This window comes from Nonomuraea sp. NPDC049625, from assembly GCF_040675285.1.
Lineage (GTDB): Bacteria > Actinomycetota > Actinomycetes > Streptosporangiales > Streptosporangiaceae > Nonomuraea > Nonomuraea angiospora_A.
This window is the reverse complement of the sequence record NZ_JBFAOQ010000001.1, coordinates 1,266,422-1,289,364: the sequence shown is the minus strand read 5'-3', so window position 1 is coordinate 1,289,364 and position 22,943 is coordinate 1,266,422. Positions and strand designations below refer to the sequence as shown.

The following is a 22,943-nucleotide window of genomic DNA, read 5'->3' as shown; positions in this document are numbered from 1 at the left end:
AAGTGCAGCGTTTGCAGGATCGGGTGGCCGTCATCACCGGCGCGGGCAGCGGCATCGGGCTGGCCACGGCACGCAGGTTCGCCGAGGAGGGCGCCAAGGTCGTCTGCGTGGACGTCGACGAGGAGGCCGGCGTCAAGGCCGCGAACGAGGTCGGCGGCCTCTTCGTCAAGGCCGACGTCACCGACGAGGACGACGTCGTCAGGATGTTCCGGACCGCCTTCGACACCTACGGCAGCGTGGACATCGCCTTCAACAACGCCGGCATCTCGCCGCCCGACGACGACTCGATCCTGGAGACCGGCATCGACGCCTGGCGCCGGGTCCAGGAGGTGAACCTGACCAGCGTCTACCTCTGCTGCAAGCACGCCATCCCGTACATGCGACGGCAGGGCAAGGGCTCGATCATCAACACCGCGTCGTTCGTGGCCGTCATGGGGTCGGCGACGTCGCAGATCTCGTACACGGCGTCCAAGGGCGGCGTGCTGGCGATGTCGCGCGAGCTGGGCGTGCAGTTCGCCCGGGAGGGCATCAGGGTGAACGCGCTGTGCCCCGGGCCGGTGAACACGCCGCTGCTGCAGGAGCTGTTCGCCAAGGACCCGGAGCGGGCGCAGCGGCGGCTGGTGCACATCCCCGTCGGGCGCTTCGCCGAGGCCTCGGAGATCGCGGCGGCGGTGGCGTTCCTGGCCAGCGACGACGCGTCGTTCATCACGGGTAGTGAGTTCCTGGTGGACGGGGGCATCTCCGGCGCCTACGTCACGCCGCTCTAGCTCTGGTCCGGTCTGGTTTCCCGGGGGTCATATCGTGCAGCGTCCCGTCATCGGCATCACGTCGTACGTGGAGCCGGCGAAGTTCACGGTCTGGGACATGACCGTGGCGCTCCTGCCGTACATGTACGTGGAGCAGGTCGTACGCGCCGGCGGGCAGCCGATCGTGCTGCCGCCGGCCGGCGAACCCGCGCAGGTCGTCGGCCGCCTGGACGGCCTGATCCTGGCCGGTGGCGGGGACGTCGATCCGGCCCGGTACGGGCAGGAGCCTGGGGATCAAACCGGCTATATCCGCAAATTTCGTGATCAGGCGGAGTTTGGGCTGATCGCGGCGGCCCTCGACTCCGGCCTGCCGTACCTCGGCATCTGCCGCGGCCTCCAGGTGCTCAACGTCGCCCTCGGAGGCAGCCTCCACCAGCACCTCCCTGACGTCGTGGGGCACAACGGCCACTCCCCCGCCCCCGGCCGGTTCGGCCCGCTGCCCGTCACGCCCGTCCCCGGCAGCCGCCTGGCCAAGGCGCTGGGCACGGAGCCCGTGACCGTCCCCCACTACCACCACCAGGCCATCGACCGGCTCGCGCCCGGTCTCACGGTCACCGCCACCGCCGGCGACGGCACGATCGAGGCGGTCGAGCTGAACTCGGCCCCCTTCGCCGTGGCCGTGCAGTGGCACCCCGAGGCGGCCGAGGACGGCGCCCTCTTCGAGGCGCTCGTGTCAGCCTGCTGACCTCCCGGGGCTCATTCGACCGGTCCGAGCACACCGTTCAGGGCCACGGCCCCGGCGCCGTGCTTGGCCTCCAGGTCGCGGCGCTGCTCGTCGGTGGCCACCCAGACCTGCGCGTTCACCTGGTTGCCCCGCACGCTGGACGACACCGAGACGAGACCGTCGCCCAGTTCGGACTGGACCTCCCGCTGGATCGCCTCCAGCTCGCTCTGGCTGCGCGCCGCGCCGCTGAGGCACAGCGCGCCGCCCCACACCTCGCGGATCCACGCCTCGCGGCCGGACAGGTCGCCGGTGAACCTCAGGTTGAGCACCAGCCGCCGCGGGTCGTTCGCCTCCGGCGACTCAGCGGGGAGCCCCTTCATGTAGCTCTGGTCGAACCAGGCGCCCGCGAACTCCTCGGCGGTACCGGCCCGCGCCATCGCCTGGTCCAGCGCCTGCTGCGTGGCCTTGGCGGGATCGACCGGCCGCCAGCCGCCCTCCGGCGCCGGGCACGGGCTGGTGAAGTCCTCCTCGTGAGCGGAGGCCGCCTTCCTGGGGGCGCCCGGCGGCTCGGTGAGCGTCAGCCTGGTGCCGTCCCAGGTGCCCACGACGCGGTACTCGCCCCACTTCACGCCGCGCTGCGACTCGTGATCCACCTTGGTCCAGTCCCAGCCGACGACGTCCGGACCGCCGCACTGCGGTGGCGCCGACTCCATGACCATCACGCACAGCTGCGGTCCATGCCCGCCGCCTTCGAGTACCGTCAGGTTCGCCTCGTAACGGGGAGGGGACCCGGCCTCCGATGCGCCGCAGCCCGCGAGGGCCAGGGTGGTCAGCAGGCCGAAAGTCGCCGTTCGCCGATTCATATCCTTTCGACGTCACCACCCCCCGGAGTGGTTCATGAGCGATCAGAACGCGACAACAACCCCATCGCGGCACTAGGCTGACGGGCATCACCGGCGAAACCGTGCGGGAGAGCGCCCTGGCAGCCGGTCAGGGTCCCTGAAGGAGCAAGCCCTCCCCGCAAACCTCTCAAGGCAAAGGACCGCACGGCCTTTGGTGACCTCTGGAAAGCAGGCCCGCGGGCCTCGCCGAAGGTGAAAGTCCGGCAAAACTCGGGCGAAGCTCTCAGGCATCGATGACAGAGGGGGAGGATGCTGGCATCCAATCCTGTCCAGAGGTGCGAGAAATGTCCCGACCAACACCGCTACGAGACGTTCACGAGAGCCTCGGCGCCACGCTCACCGACTTCGCCGGGTGGCTCATGCCGCTCCGGTACGGGAGCGAGTCCGCGGAGCACAACGCCGTTCGCCAGGCGGCCGGGCTGTTCGACCTCTCCCACATGGGCGAAATCTTCCTGACCGGGCCGCAGGCCGGGCAGGCGCTCGACTACGCGCTGGTCGGCCACCTGTCGGCGCTGGCGACCGGGCGGGCCAGATACACGATGATCGTCAACGAGCGGGGCGGGGTGCTCGACGACCTCATCGTCTACCGGCTCGACGACGACGAGTTCATGGTCGTGGCAAACGCCTCGAACTACGAAAAAGTGGCAAAAGAGCTGATTGAGCGGTCGAAGGCGTATGACGTGCTGGTCGAGGACCGGTCGGACCAGTACGCGCTGATCGCCGTACAGGGGCCCCGGTCCCAGGAGATCCTCGCCACGCTCACCGACGCCGACCTCGACGGGCTCAAGTACTACGCGGGCCTGCCCGACCTGGTCGACGGGCGGCAGGCGCTGATCGCCCGCACCGGCTACACCGGCGAGGACGGGTTCGAGCTGTTCGTCGCCAACCAGGACGCGGTGCCGCTCTGGCACGCGCTCATGGCGGCGGGCGAGCCGCACGGCCTCAAGCCCGCCGGCCTGTCCAGCCGCGACACCCTCAGGCTCGAGGCCGGCATGCCGCTCTACGGCAACGAACTGGGCGTCGAGCTGACCCCGTTCGACGCGGGGCTGGGCAGAGTGGTGAAATTCGACAAGCCGGGCGACTTCGTCGGCCGGTCGGCGCTCGAGGCGATCAAGGACGACCCGCCCCGGCGCCGGCTCGTCGGCCTGGTCGCGCGGGGACGCCGGGTGCCGCGCCACGGCTACCCGGTCACCAAAGACGGCGCCGTCGTCGGCGAGGTCACCAGCGGTGCGCCCTCCCAGAGCCTGGGCAGGCCCATCGCGATGGCCTACGTGGACACCGAGGCCGAGTCAGGCCTGGCCGTGGACATCCGGGGCAGCCATGAACCTATGGACCTGGTAGAGCTGCCCTTCTACAGGAGGAACAAGTGAGCAACATCCCTGACGACCTGAGCTACACCAAGGAGCACGAGTGGGTGGCCGGCCTCGACGACGGCCTCACCGTGACCATCGGCGTCACGGCCTTCGCCGCCGAATCTCTTGGTGACGTCGTCTTTGTGCAGCTCCCCGACGTCGGCTCGACCGTCGAGCCGGGCGACTCCGTCGGCGAGGTGGAGTCGACCAAGTCGGTGAACGAGATCTACACTCCCGTCGGGGGTGAGATCGTCGAGGTGAACCAGGCCGTGGTCGACGACCCGAGCCTGGTCAACAGTGACCCGTACGGCGACGGTTGGATGTTCCGGGTGCGCGTCGAGGGCGACGCCGAGGACGTGCTCTCCGCCGAGGAGTACAAGGCACTCACCTCAGGCGATTCCTGACCTTTTTGCCGGGGCCCTGCGACGGGCCCCGGCACCAGCATGAAGGGCGCCATCAATGGCGATCAGCGTCTTCGACCTCTTCAAGATCGGCATCGGCCCGTCGAGCTCCCACACGGGAGGCCCGATGGCGGCCGCGCACAAGTTCGCCCGCGGGCTGCACGACGACGGCCTGCTCTCCCGGGTCGCGCGGGTCGAGGCCATCCTGTACGGCTCGCTCGGCCTGACCGGCAAGGGCCACGGCAGCGACAAGGCGGTCCTGCTCGGCCTGTCCGGCGAGAAGCCCGAGCTCGTCGACGTCGACTCCATCGACGGCCGCCTGGCCGAGATGCGCGAGTCGGGCACGGTCAGGCTGTACGGGACGCACGAGATCCGCTTCGTCGTGGGCGAGCACCTCGTCTTCGAGCGCAAGATCTCGCTGCCCGAGCACCCGAACGGCATGCGCTTCACCGCGTACGACGCCGACGGCGGGCAGCTGAGGGAGAAGGTCTACTTCTCGGTGGGCGGCGGCTTCGTCGTCGACGAGAAGGCCACGGGCGCCGACCGCATCAAGCCGGACGACACCGTCCTGCCCTACCCGTTCACCACGGGCGAGGAGCTGCTCAAGCACTGCTCCAACACGGGCCTGTCGATCTCGGCGCTGATGCTGGAGAACGAGAAGGCGTTCGGCCGCACCGAGGAGGAGATCCGCTCGGGCCTGCTGCGGCTCTGGGCGGTCATGTCGGAGTGCGTGCGCCGGGGCATCTCCAAGGAGGGCGTCCTGCCCGGCGGTCTCAAGGTCAAGCGCCGCGCCAATCAGCTCCACCGCCGCCTGCAGTCGGAGCCGGCGGAGAAGGACCCACTGCAGGCCATGGACTGGGTCGCGCTGTTCGCGCTGGCGGTCAACGAGGAGAACGCCGCCGGGGGCCGCATCGTCACCGCCCCCACCAACGGCGCCGCCGGCATCATCCCGGCCGTCCTGACGTACTACACCCGCTTCGTCCCGCACGCGGACGAGGAGGGCGTGGTCCGCTTCCTGCTGACGGCGGGCGCGATCGGCGTGCTGTTCAAGGAGAACGCCTCGATCTCGGGCGCCGAGGTGGGCTGCCAGGGCGAGGTCGGCTCCGCCTGCTCGATGGCCTCGGCCGGCCTCACGGAGGCCCTCGGCGGCACGCCCGAGCAGGTCGAGAACGCGGCAGAGATCGGCATCGAGCACAACCTGGGCCTGACCTGCGACCCGATCGGCGGCCTGGTCCAGATCCCGTGCATCGAGCGGAACGCGGTGGCCTCCAACAAGGCCATCACGGCCGCCCGGATCGCCCTGCGCGGCGACGGCCGCCACTTCGTGCCGCTGGATCGTGCCATCAAGACGATGCGGGACACCGGGCGGGACATGCTGGACAAGTACAAGGAGACCTCACGCGGCGGCCTGGCCGTCAACGTGATCGAGTGCTGAGCGCACTCTGACGGCCGGGTCAGCGGCGGACGTGCAGGCGGACGACGGTGCTCGCCTCGTCGTCGCTGACCTCGCGGCGGATCCTGCCGACGATGTCGTGGTCCAGTTTGCTCACCACCGCGCCCACGTCCGCGGTGGACGGGCACGTCAGGGTGACGCGCAGGCCGTTCTCGGTGACCCGCACCGCCGACCGGCCCAGCCCTTCCACGCCCTTCAGCCCGACGAAGAGCATCGCGGTGCCCGTGCCGTTGCGAGCGCCGCGGCGGCCCCAGCCGAGGCTGAGCAGGAGCCAGCGGAGCGAGACCAGCGACAGGAGCAGGAAGCTCAGCGCCAGCACCCACAGGGGCCAGGGCTCGTCGGCCAGCACCCGGCGGGCCTGGTTCGGGAGGACCTTGGCGGTGGCGGGCAGGTCGAAGAAGCGGCCGTGGCCGCGGAGCCAGGCGTACACGCCCAGGCCCAGCAGGGTGACGCCCACGATGGCCAGGCCGACGCGGTTGCCCGCGTACTGCCGCATCGCGGCCCCCTTGCCGCGCGGGGCTGTCCGTTGCGCGTCCGTACGTTCGGGCATCAGGCCGCCTCTCCGCGTGGCCGGGGCCTCTCGGTGCGTTCGGGCATCAGGCCCCCTTTCTGCGCAGCCGGACCACGACCTCGCCCGTGCCCAGCGTTCCCACGCCCGCCAGCCGGTCGCCCACCGCCGTGCCGACCTGCCTGAGCATCGTGCCGGAGCTCTCCGTCCCCGTCATGACCGTGACCTCGATGGTGCTCCTGCGCAGCCGTACCCGGGCCCGGTCCACCCCCGGCACCTGCTGGGCGGCCGCGCGGAGCGTGCGGCGCAGGCCCGAGCGGGTGATGCCGATGACGGTCCGCGGGTCGGACGTCTCCACCGGCACCAGCCTCGACTGGCCGGGCACGATCGCCAGCAGCAGCATGAACGTGCCCGCGCCCACCATGCCCGCGGCGGCGGTGGCCAGCTCGGGCCAGGTGGTCCTGCTTGCGAGCTCGACCAGTCTGTTCACGGGGACCCAGCCGAGCCGGTGGCCGAGCAGCCCTGACACGATCTCGGCCGCCGTCGCCCCCAGCCCGGCGGCCAGCGTGAGCGCGACGAGGGCTCCAGGGAGGGTTCGCGCCGGCCTGAGCACCCTGCTCGCCCGGCGCAGCCCGGTGTGCCGCGCGGGGACGGCGGCGCCGGGGACTGTCTGCTGAAGCGTGGTCATCACAACGACACACGTACACGGGTCCCCCGGGGCCGGAACCGCGCCCCCGCCGCCCGTTTGCCCGAACATTACGGGGCGGCCAACAAGGTGAACAACACTCATATTCATTTGCCCGATATGCCGTTACGCTGCCCATATGGACGACCGCCAGCGCTATGACCGCGCCACAGCGGTCCTCGAGCCGCCGTTCGCGATCCTCGATCTGGCGGCCATGCGGGCCAACGCGGCGGACCTCGTACGGCGGGCGGCGGGCAAGCCGATCCGGGTGGCCAGCAAGTCGGTCCGCAGCCGCCCCGTGCTCGAACGCATCCTGGCCATGGACGGCTTCCGCGGCATCATGGCCTTCACGCTCCCCGAGGCGCTGTGGCTGGCCTCCCACGGGTTCACGGACATCCTGGTGGCCTACCCGACGGCCGACCGGCACGCGCTGGCCGAACTGGCCGGGGACGAGAACGCGGCCAGGCACATCACCCTGGCCATCGACTCGACCGCCCACCTGGACTTCACCGAGGCGGCCGTGGCCGGAGTGAGCCCCCGGGCCGAGATCCGGACCTGCATCGACATCGACGCCGGATATATCGCCTTTGGCGGGAAATTTCGGGCTGGGGTGCTCCGCTCGCCGATCCGCGAGCCCGACGAGGCCGCCGACCTGGCCGCCGCCGTCGCCAAGCGCCCCGGGTTCCGGGTGGCCGGGCTGATGGCGTACGAGGCCCAGATCGCCGGGCTCGGCGACGACCCGCCCGCGAACGCCGCCTACACCCGCGCCGTCCGCATCATGCAGGCCCGCTCAGCCAGGGACCTCATCCTCAGACGCGGCCGCATCGTGAACGCCGTCCGCCAGATCACCGACCTGGAGTTCGTCAACGGCGGCGGCACCGGGTCCGTCGAGCGCACCGTACGCGAGAAGGCCATCACGGAGGTGGCGGCCGGATCCGGCTTCTTCCACCCGAGGCTGTTCGACTTCTACCGCCGCTTCACCGGGCACCCGGCCGCGCTCTTCGCATTGCCGGTGGTGCGCCGCCCGAGCGTGGACACCGTGACCGTGCTCGGCGGCGGTTACCTGGCCTCGGGCACGCCGGGCCAGAGCCGCCTGCCGCAGCCGTACCTGCCGGCCGGGCTGCGCTACGCCCGGGACGAGGGGGCGGGCGAGGTGCAGACCCCGCTGCTCGGCCAGGCGGCCCAGGATCTGCGGATCGGGGACCGGGTGTGGTTCAGGCACGCCAAGGCGGGCGAGATGTGCGAGCGCTTCGACGCGCTCCACCTCATCGACGGCGACACGCTGGTGGAGTCGGTGCCCACGTACCGGGGCGAGGGCCGGACCTTCCTCTGACGGCCCCCGGCGAGCCCCCTGCGGGTCAGCGGCGCCGGCGGCGGCGCCAGAGCATGACGGCCGCCCCCACGACCAGCACCGCGCCGATCCCTATCAGCACCGGCGCCAGGTCGGGCCGCTCCTCCTCCCACATCTCATCGGGATGCTCGCCGGCTTCGACCGGCCGCGGCGTCACCCCCAGCGCGTCGCCCACGGACGCCACGAAGTGCGTGGCCCTGCTCTTGACGTCGGACACCGTGCGCTCGGCGACCCGCTTGGGGCTCACCCGGTCGGCTATGGCGTCCACCGTCTGCGCCAACTCCGCGCGTGTCCGCGCGATCCGCCGCTCCAACTCGTCCGGATCGGTGTCAGCCATGGCTCTCCTCTCGGCCTCATGCTTGGCCGCGCCCGCTCCGCGTGCCGTGCGAGCTCCGTCGTTCGTGGTGCTGATCAGTCTGTCAGGTCGGCGCGCCGTACGGCACGGCGGCCAGGCCGGTAGGTTGGCGGGAAGGAACTCAGGAGGGCCCATTGACCGAAACCAAGCTCGCGCCCGGCGACGCCGCGCCCGAGTTCACGCTACCCACCGCCGACGGCGAGGCCGTCTCGCTTGACGCCTACCGCGGCAAGCGGGTGATCCTCTATTTCTACCCTGCTGCGATGACGCCCGGCTGCACCAAGCAGGCCTGCGACTTCCGCGACAACCTCGGCCAGTTGACGGCCGAAGGTTTCGTCGTTCTCGGCGTGTCTAAGGACAAACCGGAAAAACTTGCCAAATTCGCCGAACGTGACGCCCTGACCTTCCCCTTGTTGTCCGACCCCGACCTGACCGTGCATCAGGCCTACGGCGCGTACGGGCCGAAGAAGCTGTACGGCAAGGAGGTCGTGGGGGTCATCCGCTCGACGTTCGTCATCGACGCGGACGGAAAGGTGGAGCAGGCGCTCTACAACGTGAAGGCCACGGGCCACGTGGCCGGGCTCAAGAAGAAGCTCGGCCTGAGCTGACCACCCCGGCGGGCCCTCCCGCAGGGCCCGCGCCCGCCTTCACATACGCTCCTCTTCCTCATTGAGAGCGCTAAACTGTGTCAGGCCCGCATTGGCGGGGGCTGCGCGGGCGTGGCGAAATGGCATACGCGGCAGGTTTAGGTCCTGTTGGTGGTGACACCGTGGGGGTTCGAGTCCCCCCGCCCGCACACCTGTGCACCGGACCGGCCATTTCCCTGAAAACAGTGGCCGATATGCGAATGATTTGCGGGCCTGGCGAAAAGAATGGCTAGCCGCTGCTGGTCGGGACCGGGATCGGGGCCGGGGGGACGTCAGAACGCGGGGCCTTCGGCACCACCCAGCTGCAAAAGACGCGGTCCTTCCCGTTCTCCTCGCAGGCGGAGTCGTCGAGGCGCTCGGGCACCTGGAAACGCCTGGGCATCCGGTCCGGCTCCTGCCAGTACATCCCGTGCACCTCGTCCCGGTGCGCGAATCCGCTGACCACCGCAACGGCGGTGCCGCCCAGCAGGGCGCCGATCACGAGGCCGATGAGTCCGGCGCCGAGGACCTGGGCCTGCTTCTGGCGGAAGAACTCCCGGTAGGAGTCGGGATGCCGCGGCGGGGCGAGAGGCATGGTGAATCCGGGGCCCGGAGGGGCCTCGCCGTACTTCAGCCGGCTCCGCGCCCCGGACTCGTGAAGATCGTCGTCAGGGGTCGGGTCGCGCGGTGCTTCCTCTTCACCGCGCGACCCGGCGTCGCGATCATGATCCGCCATCACGATCTCCCTTTACTCGCCCACTAGAGGGGCGCTCCCAGAGACAAGAATGCCCAAGTCACCGTAAGCCCGGCGTAAGACCCCGGTCTGTTCCCCGCCACGTAAGACCTGGGTCGTAGACGCACTTCCACCTACAGGCGGAACAACGGTCAGACGGCGGTACATATCGTGATGGTGTGTTCGGCAAGGTGCGGGCGTGGTCGAGACGCCACGAGAAGCTGGCGGGCGTCCTCCGGGTCGCCCCGCTCGCCACGCTGTGCGCGATCCTGGCGATCCCGTACGCGACCGTCTCCCCGACCGCGGCCGTCGGCCCGTACCTCGGCGTGGCCGGATATCTGGCCCTCTCGGCGGTGCTGCTGCTGCCGCTGCTCTGGCGCGACCGCCCGGTCGCCTCGTTCGCCGCGATCGCGCTGATCAGCTTCGGGCAGTGGCTGGCGGGCGTCAACCCGCTGCCCGCCAACCTCGCCGTGCTGGTCGCGCTCTGGGCGGTGGCGTACCGGTGCTCGTTCCGCTGGAGCCTGGCCGCGGGCCTGGTGACGGAGCTGGGGGTGTTCCTGGCCCTGGCCAGGTGGGACACGCCCACCTTGGGGATGTTCCTCAGCGCCTCGATCTTCACGGTGACGGTCTGGCTGACCGGCCTGTACGCCAGCACGCGCAGGCGATACCTGGAAGGGCTCGAAGAGCGCGCGGAACGGGCGGAACGCGAGCGCGACCAGCAGGCCAGGATGGCCGCCGCGGCCGAGCGCGCCAGGATCGCCAGGGAGCTGCACGACGTCGTGGCCCACAACGTCAGCGTGATGGTGGTGCAGGCCGACGGCGCGGGCTATGCCCTCGACAGCGATCCCGAGCAGGCCCGCGAGGCCGTCCGGGCCATCTCCAAGACCGGCCGCGCCGCGCTCGCCGAGATGCGCAGGCTGGTCGGCGTCCTGCGCGAGGGCGAGCAGGACGGCACCGACTACACCCCGCAGCCGGGGCTCGGCCAGCTGGAGGACCTGGTACGCGGCTCGGCCGTGCCCGCGCGGCTCCAGGTCGGCGGCGCGCCCGTCGAGCTGCCCGAGGGCCAGCAACTGGCGGTCTACCGCATCGTCCAGGAGGCCCTCACGAACGCGCTCAAGCACGGCGGCCCGGGCGCCCAGGCGCTCGTGGAGATCGACTACAGCGGCCCTGAGCTCGTCGTACGCGTGACCGACGACGGCAGGGGCGCGGCGGCTCCCAGGAGCGCCGACGGTCACGGCCTGATCGGCATGCGCGAGCGGGTCGGCATGTACGGCGGCGCCGTGTCGGCGGAGCCCCTGCGGGGCGGCGGGTTCGAGGTGCTGGCCAGGTTGCCCATGGTCAAGGCGGCATAGAGGAGGTGGCCGGGTGATTCGCGTGATGCTGGTCGACGATCAGGAGTTGCTGCGCGCCGGGTTCAGGATGGTGCTCGCGGCCCAGCCGGACATCGAGGTGGTGGCCGAGGCCGGCGACGGCGCCGCGGCGCTGGAGCGGCTGGAGACCACCGAGGTGGACGTCGTGCTCATGGACGTGCGCATGCCGGTCATGGACGGCGTCGAGGCCACCAGCCGCATCCAGGGGCCGAAGGTGCTGATCCTGACCACGTTCGACCTCGACGAGTACGCGTTCGCCGCGGTCAAGGCGGGCGCGGCCGGGTTCCTGCTGAAGGACGTGCCGCCGGCCGACCTGGTCGAAGCGATCAAGATCGTGCACGCGGGCGACTCGGTGGTGTCGCCGAGCACGTTACGGCGGATGCTGGACAGGTTCGCCGCGCAGCTCCCGACGGACGACCCGGCGGCGACGGCCGACCTGACACCGCGCGAGCGGGAGGTGCTGCTCATGGTGGCCCGCGGCCTGTCCAACATGGAGATCGCCGGCTGCCTGCAGGTGGCGGAGGCGACGGTGAAGACGCACCTGGGGCGGGTGCTGGCCAAGCTGGGGCTGCGGGATCGGGCCCAGGTCGTGGTGTACGCGTACGAGGCCGGGCTGATCGTGCCGTCGCATCGACCCGAAAGTCATCGACCGAAAGTCTGACCGGAGTCATCTGTAGTCCTACACGAAGTCCATCCGCAGGTCCCACAGATCCTGAACTTTCCACTCCTAGCGTGGTTCGCGTTGAAAAACCGCGACAAGGAGTGAAAGTGACGCTCACCGATACCCGGCGCCAGGCCCCGCCCGCGGTGGTGGCCAGAGATCTGACCAAGGTGTACGGCGAAGGCGACGCCCAGGTGCACGCCCTCCGCGCGGTGAACGTGTCCTTCGCCACCGGGGCCTTCACCGCGATCATGGGCCCGTCGGGCTCCGGCAAGTCCACGCTGATGCACTGCCTGGCCGGGCTCGACGCCGCCACCTCGGGCACCGTGCACATCGGCGACGTGGAGCTGACCGGGCTGACCGACCGGCAGCTCACGCTGCTGCGCCGCGAGCGGATCGGGTTCGTCTTCCAGGCCTTCAACCTGCTGCCCACGCTCACCGCCGAGCAGAACATCCGCCTGCCGCTGGACATCGCCGCCCGCCAGGCGGACCAGCAGCTGTTCGACCGGGTGATCGAGACCGTCGGGCTGAAGGACCGGCTCGGACACCGGCCGAGCGAGCTGTCCGGCGGCCAGCAGCAGCGCGTGGCCGTGGCCAGGGCACTGATCAGCAAGCCGCAGGTGATCTTCGCCGACGAGCCCACGGGGAACCTGGACTCCCGCAGCGGGGCAGAGGTCCTGTCCTTCCTGCGCACCTCCGTACGCGAGCTGGGCCAGACCATCGTCATGGTCACGCACGACCCGGTGGCCGCCTCGTACGCCGACCGCGTGGTGTTCCTGCGCGACGGCGAGCTGGTCACCGAGATCGGCTCGCCGACACCGCAGTCCGTGCTGGACACGCTCGTCCAGCTGGAAAGGGCGTGACGAGGTGCTGAAGACGGCACTGGCCGGGCTGCGCGCGCACAGGCTCAGGCTGCTGCTCACCTCGCTGGCGATCACGCTGGGCGTGGGGTTCATCGCGGGCACGTTCGTGCTGAACGACACCGTGCAGGCCGGGTTCGCGCAGCGCGTCACGGCCGACGCGGGCAAGGTGGACGTGGCCGTGCTGCCCAAGCGCCCTGACGCGGTGCTGCCGGAGCGCGTCCTGGAACAGGTGCGCGCCCTGGACGGCGTCACCGAGGCGCAGGGCCTGATCCGTGCCGCCGCGCCCGTGCTCGGCAAGGACGGCAAGACCGTCGGGAACGCCCCCACCACGGCCCTGTCCATCGTCCGGGGGCCGCTCGACCGGACCGACATCGTCTCGGGCACCGGCCCCGGCACCGACGACCAGGCCGCCGTGCTCGACAAGAACACCGCCAAGGCCCAGGGCTTCAAGCCCGGCGACACGCTCACGGTGCTCGACGCCAAGCAGCGCAAGCACCGGTTCAGGCTGGTCGGGCTGCTCGACCCCGGCGTGGACCAGGAGCTCTCCTACACCGGCGCGGTCGGCTTCACCACCGCCACCGCGCAGCGGATGACGGGCGCGGAGGGCTACCGCGAGATCGACGTGGCGGGCCGGGCCCCCGGGCTGAAGCAGGCCGTCGCGGCGGCCGTCGGCGGCGCGTACGTGGTCAAGACCGGCGGCGAGCTGGCCGACGACCTGGCCAGGGCGGCCGGGGTGGAGACCCGCATGTTCACGCTGGGCCTGCTGATGTTCGGCGTCGTGGCGATGATGGTGGCCGCGCTGGTCATCTACAACACCTTCAACATCCTCGTCGCGCAGCGCACCAGGGAGATGGCGCTGCTGCGGTGCATCGGGGCCACGCGCGGGCAGGTGTTCGGCTCGATCGTGCTGGAGTCCACGGTGGTGGGGCTGATCGCCTCCGCGCTCGGCCTGGTCATCGGGTACGGCCTGGCCTCGCTCACGCTGACGGTCCTGGCCTCGTTCGACGCGCCGCTGCCCACGGACGCGGCCGTCACCCTCAGCCCCGCCACGATCGGGATCGGCCTGGCCGTCGGCCTGGCGGTCACGATGTGCGCGGCCCTGCTGCCCGCCAGGTCGGCCACCCGGGTCGCGCCGATCGCGGCGCTGCGGAGCCAGGCCGAGGAGCAGACCTTCCGCGCGAGCCTCGTACGCGGTGTCTTCGCCGCGCTCTTCCTGGTGGCGGGGCTCGGCACGACGGCCGTCGGCGTCTTCGCGCTCACGCCCGGCCAGCAGGTCTCGCTCTTCGTCGTCATGGCCGGGGGCGCGCTGACGTTCCTGGCCGTGCTGATCCTGGGCCCGGTGATGGTCAAGCCGCTGAGCACGCTGGTCGGCTGGATCCCCGGCAGGCTCTTCGGGGTGCCGGGACGGCTCGCGGTGGACAACTCGGGCCGCAACCCCAAGCGGGCCGCGACCACCACGGTCGCGCTGACCATCGGCGTGACGCTCATGACGCTGATCTCGGTGGTCACCGCATCCACCAGGCTGACGTTGACGGCCAAGCTGGACGACCAGTTCCCGATCGACTACATGCTGGCCGGCCAGCAGCGCGAGGCGGTCATCCCCCGGTCCGTGGCCACGGAGCTGCGCGGCAGGCCGGAGCTGGCCTCCGTGGCGCAGGTGCGCGCCACCAAAGCCGAATTCTCGGACCGGCGGCTCGAGGTCGGCACGTTCAGCGGGGCGATCGACCCGTCCGTGGCCGCCGGCTCCATGAAGGGCTTCGGCCCCGGGCAGGCGGCGGTGGCCGACAACGTGGCCACGGAGCGGGGTGTGCGGCTCGGGGACTCGGTCTCGCTGAGGACCAAGGAGGCCGGGGTCGTCTCGCTGAAGGTGGTGGCGCTGCTCGACGGGGCCCAGTCGACGCTGCCGTCGGTCATGGTCGCGGAGGCGGCGTTCGACACGTACTTCGGCGCTCTGCCCGACTCCCGCGTCCTGATCAACATCAAGGACGGCGTGGCGCCCGAGCGGGCCCGCAAGGTGGTGGACGCCGCCGTCGCGGCCTATCCGACCGTGCAGGTGTCCAGCTCGACGGAGGTACGCGGCCAGTTCGACGAGACGCTGGACATGCTGCTCATGATCATCACCGGGCTGCTGGGGCTGGCGATCCTGATCTCGCTCCTGGGCATCGCCAACACGCTCTCCCTGTCGGTCCACGAGCGCACCCGGGAGTCGGCGCTGCTGCGCGCCCTGGGCCTGACCCGGCCGCAGCTGCGCCGGATGCTGTCCGTCGAGGCGCTGGTGCTCGGGCTGATCGGAGCGCTGGTGGGGGTGGTGCTCGGCGGGGTCTTCGGCTGGGCCGCGATCAGGGTGATGGTGGACGGGGCCGTCCTGTCGGTGCCCACCGGGCAGATCGCGCTGTTCGTGCTGCTGTCCGGGGCGGCCGGCGTGCTGGCCGCCGTGCTCCCGGCCCGCCGCGCGGCACGCGCCTCGATCGTCGGCTCGCTCGCCGCCGGCTGACCCTGCGGCCCGCCCGGCCGACCCGGTGGGGCACCCGCTCGGGGGCGCTTGAGCCTCACGTGCGACGGCCGACTCTCGTGCGCGGCGCCCCGCCCCCTCGTGCGCGGCCCCGGCCTCTCGTACGCGGCCTCGGCCTCTCGTGCGCGGGGTTGCGGCTTCCTCAGCGTGGTGTGCGGCCGGGCCAGAGGTCGGCGACCGACTCGGGGTCGAGGAGCGGGCGGGCCACCACCTCACCGGTGGCGCGGTCGATCACGATGCACCCGCCCCCGATCGTCTCCGGCAGCGTGGCCGGGTCGTCGGGTTCGAGGTCGCGTACCCACGCCACATATCCGTCGCGGAACCCATGCACCCCCACCGGCACCGCCTCGTCGGACGCCAGCACGCCGTTGAAGTACTCCTCGGCCAGTGCCCGGGCCTGGTCGAGGTTCATCGCGGCCATCCCTGCCGGTCGAGGATCACGCAGAACACCCCGGTCACCGTCATATAGGCCGGTTCGACGGACATGTGCCCCCTCTGAGCGTCGATCCAGATCACCTCGCCGTCGTAGTTCACCGCGTTCCAGGCGTGGGAGCCGCCTCCGGGCCAGCGCACCACGATGGCGGCAGCGGCCCCGTGCCCGGCGTCGCGCAGCCGCCGCGCGATCATCGGATAGGCGTGTCGCCCCTGCCCCGCGCACTGGAAACGCTGCCCTACCCACCGCTCGATCCTGGCCAGGCTCCCCTCCTCGCCGGTCAGCAGGGGCCGGCCGATCCGGTCGTACTCCGGGAATCTGGGCGCGGCCGTGGCGGGCTCGCCGTGCCAGGTGGACAGCACGGCCAGCGCGCAGTCTGCGGCGTTGGAGGCCCGGAACGGGTCGTCGGCGGGCCCGCCACCGTTGATCAGCCGCACCCACGTGCCGCGCGGGTCGGGGAAGCGATCGCCGGGCCGCAGCGCCTCGGCGAGGTCCTGCTCCACCTGCGGGTCCGGCTGTGCGAGCCCACCCGGCATCCCGTACGGCCTGGAGTCGGCGAGCCTGGACGGCCGGCGCGTCCGGTCGAACCAGTCGCCCTCCTCGGCGTCAAGGAGGTCACCTGGCATATCGGATATGTCAGGCCGCTCGGACCTCTGATCACCGTCGGGCCAGCGATCGTGCCCGGACCGGCGATCGCGGTCGGACCAAGGATCACGATCCCCGGTCCGGTGGTCGCGGTCGGGCTGAGGATCGCGGTCGGATCGGGGATCGGGACCGGTTCGGGGGTCGGCGGGTGCTCCGGGCTCTAAGGTGGCCGGGCCTCCCGAAGAGCGCGCGGGAGCGGTGCCGGTCTCGGCGGCGCGCTCGTAGTCGAGCCACCGCACCCCCTCCGCCACCACAGGGTTGTACTGTCCGTCTGGAAGGACCCACCGGACGCCCGGCTTGCGCTCGCGGAACACGTCCTACCCCCTGTCCTGCTCGACGACCGATCGTAGAGGGGTCGCCGGGGCAGGGAGGGGAAGTCGGCAAGATTCTTCGCCAGAACCATGGGCCGTACCTGCGGAAACAGGGACAAGCGGGACTCAGGTCACCTTCACCGTGATGGTGTGCCAGCCGGTGGCGCCGTCGGGCGGGGGCGGGGCCTCCTGGTCGGTCTGGGTACGCCCGGCGGCGTCGGTCGCCCGTACCTGGATCGTGTGCTCCCCCGCCGTGGCGTCCCAGTCGATCGACCACTGCCGCCAGGTGTCGGGCCCCGGCACCTCGGCCAGCCTCGCCTGCCGCCACTGCCCCCGATCGACCCTGACCTCCACGGCGTCCACCCCGGTGTGCTGCGCCCAGGCCACACCGGCGATCGTGGCTCGCCCGGCCTTCAGGGAATCGCCCGACTTGGGCACGTCGATCCGCGACTGCGTCTTGATGGGCCCCTTGGCCGCCCAGCCGCGCGGCGTCCAGTACCCCTCGTCCTGGTCGAACCTGGTCACCTTGATGTCCACGACCCACTTGGTGGCCGACACGTACCCGTACAGACCGGGCACCACCTGGCGCACGGGGAAGCCGTGGGCCACGGGGAGGGCCTCGCCGTTCATCGCGATCGCGAACAGCGCGTCGCGGCCGTCCATGACCACGTCAACCGGGGTGCCGCAGGTGAAGCCGTCGGCCGAGGTGGACAGGAGCATGTCGGCGCCGGACCGGAGCCCGGCCCGGCGCAGCACCTCGGCCATGCGGACGCCGAGCCAGCGGGCGTTGCCGACGTACTCGCCGCCGACCTCGTTGGAGACGCAGGTGAGCGTGACGTCGGCCTCGGTGAGCGGCATACCGAGAAGCTCCTGGTACGTGAGCTCGACCGGCCGGTCGACCATGCCGTGCATGCGCAGCGTCCAGGAGTTGGGATCCACCTGGGGGACGACCAGCGCCGTGTCGACCCTATAGAAGTCCCGATTATTCGTAATAAATGGAGACAAGCCCCTGATGTGGAGGTCTGCGCCTGCCGGGAGGGGTTTGGCGGGGGTCGCGGGCCTGGGCAGCGCCACCCTCACCCGCGCGGCGTCCACGGCCCGCCGCCCGCCGAGCGCCTGCCCGAGCACGGCGCCGCCGACCGCGACCACAGCCCCACCGGCGGCTCCGGTCAGCAGCCGCCGCCGGTCGAACGTCCACAGGTCCGCCCCGGCCAGCATGACCGCAGGCCGCTCCACGCCGTCACGGGCCTCACCGCTGCCGTCCGCCTCATCGTTGCCGTCCCCCCTGGCACCGGCGGACTCGGTGGCACCGGTGGGCTGGGGAGCGCCGGTGGGCTGGGTGGCGTCAGTGGGCTGGGGGGCGTCAGTGGGCTCGGTGGACTCGGTCGCATTGGCGGGCTCGGTGGCAGCGGCGTTTTCGGGCACACCGGCGGACCCGATCGCGGCGGTGCTGGGGGGCTGGGGGGCGCTGGCGGGTGGGGACGTCGGAAGGGTGAGGGGCTCGCCTGCTGCCCGCCGTACCAGCCATCCCAGCGTCCAGGCGCCGGCCGCCACCCCCACCAAGGTCGGCAGCACGTCCAGGATCCCGGCCTCCGGCCGGGTCAGCACCGCCGCCAGGCCGATCGCCGCGAAAACGGCCAGCCCGGCGAAGCCGTAGGCGAGCCTGCGGACGGCCAGCGTCCCGATGAGAGGCGCGATCACGCCGAGCACCACGATCAGCACGCCCGCGATGAGGACCGTCTTGTCGTTCTCGCCGAACGTCCTGATCGCGAAGTCCTTGACCGGAGCGGGCGTCAGGTCGATCGTCGCGTCGCCCACCGCCACCACGGGCGACGACTTGGCCCCGGCGAACGCGGCCACGAGCTGCGCGATCCCGAGGGCCACGCCCCCGGCCACCAGCCCCATCAGGGCCCGCGCCCAGGCGGGCACCACCGAATTACTCTGCACAGTCCGACGTTACGCCGCCCGGCCCCGAGCGGTTCTTACACGGTGGTTACGAGCTGAGCAGATCGCGCACGACGGGCGCCAGCGCGCGGAAGGCCCGGCCCCGGTGGCTGATCGCGTCCTTCTCCTCCGGCGACAGCTCGGCCGTCGTGCGCTCCTCGCCGTCGGGCACGAAGATCGGGTCGTATCCGAACCCGTTGGACCCCCGGCGGGCGGAGATCAGATGGCCCTGGAGCGCGCCCTCCACCACCCGGGACTCCCCCGAGGGCAGCGCCAGCGCGGCGGCGCAGGCGAAGTGCGCGGTCAGCTTGTCGGCGGGCACGTCGGAGACCTGCGCGAGCAGCAGGTCCAGGTTGGCCTGGTCGTCGCCGTGCCGCCCCGACCAGCGGGCGGAGAAGACGCCCGGCATGCCGCCCAGCACGTCGACGCAGAGCCCCGAGTCGTCGGCCACCGCGGGCAGCCCCGACCCCTGAGCCACGGCGTGCGCCTTGAGCAGCGCGTTTTCCTCGAACGTGACGCCGGTCTCGGCGACGTCGCCGATCGAGGGGAACTCCTCGAGCCCGACGATGTCGAACCCGGACAGGATCCGGCGCAGCTCCGCGATCTTGCCCGCGTTGCGGGTGGCCAGCACGATCTTCATGAGCCCAGGGCTTCCTGCTGGATCAGCGTGAGCTCCTCGCAGCCGGTCGTCGCCAGGTCGAGGAGCTGGTTGAGCGCCGCGCGGTCGAAGGGGGCGCCCTCGGCGGTGCCCTGCACCTCGACGAAGCTGCCCTCGCCGGTCATCACGACGTTCATGTCGGTCTCGGCGGCCACGTCCTCGGTGTAGCAGAGGTCGAGCAGCGGCACCGAGCCGACCACCCCGACGGACACGGCCGCGACCGAGCCGATCAGCGGCTCGCCCGGGCACATCCGGCGCTCGCGCATCCAGGCGATCGCGTCGGCGAGCGCGACGTAGGCACCGGTGATCGCGGCGGTCCTGGTGCCGCCGTCGGCGTCCAGCACGTCACAGTCGAGCAGAATGGAGTTTTCCCCCAACGCCTTGTAATCGACGCAAGCGCGGAGGGAACGCCCGATCAGCCGGGAAATCTCGTGGGTCCGGCCGCCGATTTTGCCGCGGACCGATTCGCGATCGTTGCGAGTATTGGTCGCCCGGGGCAGCATGGCATATTCGGCCGTAACCCACCCCTGGCCGCTGCCCCTTCGCCACCGGGGCACGCTGTCCTGGACCGAGGCCGCGCACAGCACCCGCGTGTTGCCGAATTCGACCAGCACCGATCCCTCGGCGTGAGCGAGCCACTGCCTGGTGATGGTTATGGGACGAAGCTGGTCAGGGTTGCGGCCATCCTGTCGGGACATGCAGATCACCCTATCTCCGCGCCACCACACTCTTGACCAAATGTGTCCGCCACATGGATCCTTACGCAATGACAACGGGGGTGTTGCGTAACCCTGACTTCCTGCGGTTCCTCAGTTCGCACGTTGCCAGTGAACTAGGCGCGAATATCTCCCGTGTTGCGCTTCCACTGGCGGCCGTGCTCGCGCTGAACGCCGGTCCGGTGGAGATCGGCGTCCTGTCAGCACTGCAGACGACGGCCTTCCTGCTGATCGGCCTGCCCGCGGGGGTGTGGGTCGACCGGATGCGCCGGCGGCGCGTGATGCTGGCCTCCGACCTGGCCAGGTTCCTGCTGCTCGCCAGCATCCCGCTGGCCGCGGAGCTGGGGCTGCTGACGATCGGCCTGATGTTCGCCATCGCGCTGCTGGCCGGCGTGGCCCAGGTCTTCAACGACGTGGCGGACCAGACGTACCTGCCGGAGCTGGTCGGCACCGGGCAGCTCACCGACGGCAACTCCAAGCTGGAGATCGTGCGGTCGGGCTCGTTCCTGTCCGGGCCGGCCGTGGGGGGCGCGCTGGTGCAGCTGCTGGGGGCGCCGCGCACGCTGTTCGCCACCGCGCTCGGCGCGCTCGCCTCGGTGGTCTTCCTGGGCACGATCAAGGCCCCCGACAAGCCGCCCGCCGTCACCGAGCGCACCCCGCTGCTGCGCGGCATCCGCGAGGGCCTGTCGTTCCTGTGGCGCGACCGGCTGCTGCGCATGTTAGCCACCTCGACGGTGGCCGGAAACCTGTGCACCAGCGCCGTGCTCGGCCTGTCGGTGCTGTTCCTGGCCCAGGTGGTCAAGCTGCCCCCCAGCACCATCGGCCTGCTGCTCATGTCGGGCGGCATCGGCGGCCTGATCGGCGGCTTCACCGGCTCCTGGCTGTCCAGGCGGTACGGCACCGCCAGGATGACCTGGCTGGCGGTCATCCTGGGCTCGCCCTTCGGCCTGCTGCTGCCGATGACGCAGGCCGACTGGCGGGTGGTGTGCTTCGCGATCACTTCGATCGCGCTCACTTGGAGCGCGACATTGTTGAACGTGGGCCAGGTCACCTACCGCCAGACCGTGACCCCCGAGCATCTGCTCGGCCGGGTCAACGCGTCGGTGAGGTTCATGACCTGGGGCATCATGCCGCTGGGAGCGCTGTTCGGCGGGCTCTTGGCCCAGCAGATCGGGGTGCGCGAGGCCCTGTGGGTGATCATGGGGGCCCGGCTGCTGACCTTCGTGCCGCTGCTGTTCTCCCCGTTGCCCCGCATGCGCGACTTCACCCAGGCTCAGGCCAGGTCGTAGACCGCGCCGCTGCGGGCCAGCTCGATCGGGCCGTCGAAACCGCCTCCCATCGCCTCCTCGAGCACGGTGGCCTGGTCGTTCCACGGGACGAGGTGGGTGAGCACGAGCCGTCCGACGCCGGCCTCGGCCGCGTGCCGGGCGGCCTGGCGGCCGGTCAGGTGCAGGTCGGCGGGCAGGTCCGGGCCCTCCACGAACGACGCCTCGCACAGCAGCAGGTCGGCGCCCGTGGCCAGCTTCACCAGCTCGCTCGACTCGCCGGTGTCGCCGGAGTAGGCCACGCACCGGCCGCCGCCGGTCACGCGGAAGCCGTACGCCTCGACCGGGTGGTTGACCAGCCCGGCGGTCAGCGTGAACGGCCCGATCTCGAACGAGCCCGGCGCCAGCGGCACGAAGTCGAACGCGGTCTCCAGGCCCGGCTCGTCCGGCATCCCGTACGCGGCCGACAGCCGGGAGGGCGCGTCGGCCGGCGCGTAGACGGGCAGGGTGGGGTACGGCGCGCCGGGCCCGTACGTGCGGACCACGTGGTAGGAGCACAGGTCGAGACAGTGGTCGGCATGCAGGTGCGACAGGCAGATCGCGTCCACGTCGTACACGCTGATGTGGCGTTGGAGCGCGCCGAGCGACCCGTTGCCGAGGTCGAGCAGCAGCTTGAACCCGTCCGCCTCGATGAGGTAGCAGGACGCGGGGCTGTCGGGCCCGGGGAAGCTGCCCGAACACCCGACGATGGTCACCTTCATGTGGGCTCCTTCCCGATGCGACGCTCCGCGTCGCTACCCGGCCGCCGGAATCCGGTGTCGTCGCTCGTCAGTCCCGACACCGGCGCGGCCGAGTGGCCGTTAGAGGTAGTACCCCCCACTGGTGCGACTTCGACCACATCGATCTCCGGCCCCAGGAACCGTCGCCCGAGCCGGGCGAAGAGCAGGGAGTCGCCGGTGGCGCGGAAGCGGTGCCGGGGGGTGGCCTCGCCTCCTGCCGCCAGATCGCGGTCATGCAGGATCCGGTAGACGTCCTTGGCCGTCTCCTCGGCGCTGGAGACCAGCGTGACACCGTCGCCGACGACATAGGAGATGGCGCCGGTGAGCAGCGGGTAGTGGGTGCAGCCGAGGATGAGGGTGTCGCACCCGGCGGCCTTGATGGGCTCCAGGTACTCGCCCAGGACCTCGATGAGCTCGTCGCTCATCGTCTCCCCGCGCTCGACGTACTCCACCAGGCGTGGGGCGGCCACGCCGGTGAGCTGCACGTCGGGCGCCGCGGTGAAGGCGTCGTGGTAGGCCATGGACTCGATGGTGGCCCTGGTGGCGATCACGCCGACCCTGCCCGTGCGGGTGGCGCGCACCGCTCGCCTGGTGGCGGGCTGGATCACCTCGACGACCGGCACGTCGTAACGCTCGCGGGCGTCGCGCAGCACCGCGGCGCTGGCGCTGTTGCAGGCGATCACGAGCATCTTCACGCCGTGGTCGACGAGGTGGTCCATCACCTCCAGGGCGTAGGCGCGGACCTCGGCGATGCGTTTCGGCCCGTACGGCTGACGGGCCGTGTCGGCCACGTACGTAATGGACTCATAGGGCAACTGGTCGATGATCGCGCGCGCGACCGTCAGGCCGCCGACCCCGCTGTCGAAGATCCCAATACTCGCGTCCGGCACGCTCTAGAGGGTAGGCGACCTGCACGATCAACTCTGCGTAAGAATGCTCACAGGTACGAC

Annotated in this window: 24 protein-coding genes, 1 tRNA gene and 1 riboswitch; of the genes, 13 read left to right on the top strand and 12 right to left on the bottom strand. The window is 71.1% G+C overall.

Features of this window, described 5'->3' with window-relative positions; translation table 11 throughout:
- The first annotated feature begins 2 nt into the window (after window positions 1–2).
- A complete protein-coding gene (locus AB0J87_RS06265) occupies window positions 3–767 on the top strand; it encodes a 3-oxoacyl-ACP reductase (protein WP_350730157.1) in 765 nt (254 codons plus the stop codon).
- Window positions 768–801: 34 nt separating this feature from the next.
- Window positions 802–1,491 carry a gamma-glutamyl-gamma-aminobutyrate hydrolase family protein gene (locus AB0J87_RS06260; protein WP_363962850.1) on the top strand — a complete coding sequence of 230 codons (690 nt, stop codon included), beginning with the start codon at window positions 802–804 and terminating at the stop codon, window positions 1,489–1,491.
- An 11-nt stretch (window positions 1,492–1,502) separates the two neighbouring features.
- Here AB0J87_RS06260 and AB0J87_RS06255 read toward each other — a convergent pair whose 3' ends face one another.
- Window positions 1,503–2,333 carry a hypothetical protein gene (locus tag AB0J87_RS06255; RefSeq protein WP_363962849.1) on the bottom strand — a complete coding sequence of 277 codons (831 nt, stop codon included), beginning with the start codon at window positions 2,331–2,333 and terminating at the stop codon, window positions 1,503–1,505.
- Between the two features lie 94 nt (window positions 2,334–2,427).
- Window positions 2,428–2,525, top strand: a riboswitch (glycine riboswitch).
- Between the two features lie 131 nt (window positions 2,526–2,656).
- Here AB0J87_RS06255 and gcvT point away from each other — a divergent pair.
- Genes gcvT through AB0J87_RS06240 form a run of 3 tightly spaced genes read left to right on the top strand, consistent with a single transcriptional unit; the run spans window position 2,657 to window position 5,560 of the window.
- Entirely contained in the window at window positions 2,657–3,742 is a 1,086-nt protein-coding gene (gene gcvT, locus AB0J87_RS06250; RefSeq protein WP_363962848.1) for a glycine cleavage system aminomethyltransferase GcvT, read from the top strand.
- Window positions 3,739–4,128, top strand: a complete 390-nt coding sequence (gene gcvH / locus AB0J87_RS06245; protein WP_363962847.1) for a glycine cleavage system protein GcvH — start codon at window positions 3,739–3,741, stop codon at window positions 4,126–4,128. The genes gcvT and gcvH overlap by 4 nt, the downstream gene beginning before the upstream one ends.
- A 55-nt stretch (window positions 4,129–4,183) precedes the next feature.
- Window positions 4,184–5,560, top strand: coding sequence for an L-serine ammonia-lyase (locus AB0J87_RS06240; RefSeq protein ID WP_363962846.1), 1,377 nt, complete (start codon window positions 4,184–4,186; stop codon window positions 5,558–5,560).
- A 19-nt stretch (window positions 5,561–5,579) separates the two neighbouring features.
- Here the strand turns inward: AB0J87_RS06240 and AB0J87_RS06235 are convergent, their stop codons facing one another.
- Both AB0J87_RS06235 and AB0J87_RS06230 read right to left on the bottom strand, forming a co-directional pair.
- Window positions 5,580–6,128, bottom strand: a complete 549-nt coding sequence (locus AB0J87_RS06235) for a hypothetical protein (protein WP_363962845.1) — start codon at window positions 6,126–6,128, stop codon at window positions 5,580–5,582.
- Window positions 6,129–6,174: 46 nt separating this feature from the next.
- Window positions 6,175–6,774: a DUF6286 domain-containing protein gene (locus tag AB0J87_RS06230; protein WP_363962844.1), complete on the bottom strand. Its 600-nt coding sequence runs from the start codon at window positions 6,772–6,774 to the stop codon at window positions 6,175–6,177.
- Window positions 6,775–6,910: 136 nt separating this feature from the next.
- Here AB0J87_RS06230 and AB0J87_RS06225 point away from each other — a divergent pair, with 136 nt between their 5' ends.
- Entirely contained in the window at window positions 6,911–8,104 is a 1,194-nt protein-coding gene (locus AB0J87_RS06225) for an amino acid deaminase/aldolase (RefSeq protein ID WP_363962843.1), read from the top strand.
- Window positions 8,105–8,129: 25 nt separating this feature from the next.
- Here the strand turns inward: AB0J87_RS06225 and AB0J87_RS06220 are convergent, their stop codons facing one another.
- Window positions 8,130–8,459 carry a DUF3618 domain-containing protein gene (locus tag AB0J87_RS06220; protein WP_357742844.1) on the bottom strand — a complete coding sequence of 110 codons (330 nt, stop codon included), beginning with the start codon at window positions 8,457–8,459 and terminating at the stop codon, window positions 8,130–8,132.
- 152 nt (window positions 8,460–8,611) lie between these two features.
- On the opposite strand from AB0J87_RS06220, the gene bcp reads away from it, so the two are divergent.
- Together bcp and AB0J87_RS06210 are read left to right on the top strand one after the other, a co-directional pair.
- A complete protein-coding gene (gene bcp / locus AB0J87_RS06215; protein ID WP_355207238.1) occupies window positions 8,612–9,085 on the top strand; it encodes a thioredoxin-dependent thiol peroxidase in 474 nt (157 codons plus the stop codon).
- A 105-nt stretch (window positions 9,086–9,190) separates the two neighbouring features.
- A tRNA-Leu gene (locus tag AB0J87_RS06210) sits at window positions 9,191–9,273 on the top strand.
- Between the two features lie 80 nt (window positions 9,274–9,353).
- On the opposite strand, the gene AB0J87_RS06205 is transcribed toward AB0J87_RS06210, so the two are convergent.
- Window positions 9,354–9,839, bottom strand: a complete 486-nt coding sequence (locus AB0J87_RS06205) for a hypothetical protein (RefSeq protein WP_363962842.1) — start codon at window positions 9,837–9,839, stop codon at window positions 9,354–9,356.
- 176 nt (window positions 9,840–10,015) lie between these two features.
- Between AB0J87_RS06205 and AB0J87_RS06200 the strand changes: the two genes are divergently transcribed.
- The 4 genes from AB0J87_RS06200 (at window position 10,016) to AB0J87_RS06185 (ending at window position 15,224) form a co-directional block, all read left to right on the top strand.
- Window positions 10,016–11,188: a histidine kinase gene (locus AB0J87_RS06200; RefSeq protein ID WP_363962841.1), complete on the top strand. Its 1,173-nt coding sequence runs from the start codon at window positions 10,016–10,018 to the stop codon at window positions 11,186–11,188.
- Between the two features lie 13 nt (window positions 11,189–11,201).
- On the top strand, window positions 11,202–11,867 hold the full coding sequence (locus AB0J87_RS06195; protein ID WP_363962840.1) for a response regulator transcription factor: 666 nt from the start codon (window positions 11,202–11,204) through the stop codon (window positions 11,865–11,867).
- Between the two features lie 107 nt (window positions 11,868–11,974).
- A complete protein-coding gene (locus tag AB0J87_RS06190) occupies window positions 11,975–12,730 on the top strand; it encodes an ABC transporter ATP-binding protein (RefSeq protein WP_363962839.1) in 756 nt (251 codons plus the stop codon).
- A 4-nt stretch (window positions 12,731–12,734) separates the two neighbouring features.
- A complete protein-coding gene (locus AB0J87_RS06185; RefSeq protein WP_363962838.1) occupies window positions 12,735–15,224 on the top strand; it encodes an FtsX-like permease family protein in 2,490 nt (829 codons plus the stop codon).
- A 160-nt stretch (window positions 15,225–15,384) separates the two neighbouring features.
- Here AB0J87_RS06185 and AB0J87_RS06180 read toward each other — a convergent pair whose 3' ends face one another.
- From AB0J87_RS06180 to rph, 5 genes are all read right to left on the bottom strand, one after another.
- Window positions 15,385–15,654: a hypothetical protein gene (locus tag AB0J87_RS06180; RefSeq protein WP_363962837.1), complete on the bottom strand. Its 270-nt coding sequence runs from the start codon at window positions 15,652–15,654 to the stop codon at window positions 15,385–15,387.
- On the bottom strand, window positions 15,651–16,301 hold the full coding sequence (locus AB0J87_RS06175) for a toxin glutamine deamidase domain-containing protein (RefSeq protein WP_363962836.1): 651 nt from the start codon (window positions 16,299–16,301) through the stop codon (window positions 15,651–15,653). Before AB0J87_RS06175 ends, AB0J87_RS06180 begins: the two co-directional genes overlap by 4 nt.
- A gap of 456 nt (window positions 16,302–16,757) precedes the next feature.
- Window positions 16,758–18,578, bottom strand: a complete 1,821-nt coding sequence (locus AB0J87_RS06170) for a molybdopterin-dependent oxidoreductase (protein ID WP_363962835.1) — start codon at window positions 18,576–18,578, stop codon at window positions 16,758–16,760.
- Window positions 18,579–18,624: 46 nt separating this feature from the next.
- Window positions 18,625–19,215: an RdgB/HAM1 family non-canonical purine NTP pyrophosphatase gene (rdgB, locus tag AB0J87_RS06165; protein WP_363962834.1), complete on the bottom strand. Its 591-nt coding sequence runs from the start codon at window positions 19,213–19,215 to the stop codon at window positions 18,625–18,627.
- The gene (gene rph / locus AB0J87_RS06160) at window positions 19,212–19,931 is read right to left on the bottom strand and encodes a ribonuclease PH (protein ID WP_363963111.1); all 720 of its coding nucleotides are present in this window, start codon (window positions 19,929–19,931) and stop codon (window positions 19,212–19,214) included. The genes rdgB and rph overlap by 4 nt, the downstream gene beginning before the upstream one ends.
- Before the next feature lie 53 nt (window positions 19,932–19,984).
- On the opposite strand from rph, the gene AB0J87_RS06155 reads away from it, so the two are divergent.
- A complete protein-coding gene (locus AB0J87_RS06155) occupies window positions 19,985–21,238 on the top strand; it encodes an MFS transporter (RefSeq protein ID WP_363962833.1) in 1,254 nt (417 codons plus the stop codon).
- Here the strand turns inward: AB0J87_RS06155 and AB0J87_RS06150 are convergent.
- Both AB0J87_RS06150 and murI read right to left on the bottom strand, forming a co-directional pair.
- Window positions 21,223–21,975 (bottom strand): MBL fold metallo-hydrolase, encoded by a 753-nt coding sequence (locus AB0J87_RS06150; RefSeq protein ID WP_363962832.1) that lies wholly within the window; start codon window positions 21,973–21,975, stop codon window positions 21,223–21,225. The two genes, AB0J87_RS06155 and AB0J87_RS06150, sit on opposite strands and share 16 nt — an antisense overlap.
- A complete protein-coding gene (murI, locus tag AB0J87_RS06145; RefSeq protein WP_363962831.1) occupies window positions 21,972–22,883 on the bottom strand; it encodes a glutamate racemase in 912 nt (303 codons plus the stop codon). The genes AB0J87_RS06150 and murI overlap by 4 nt, the downstream gene beginning before the upstream one ends.
- Window positions 22,884–22,943 lie beyond the last annotated feature (60 nt).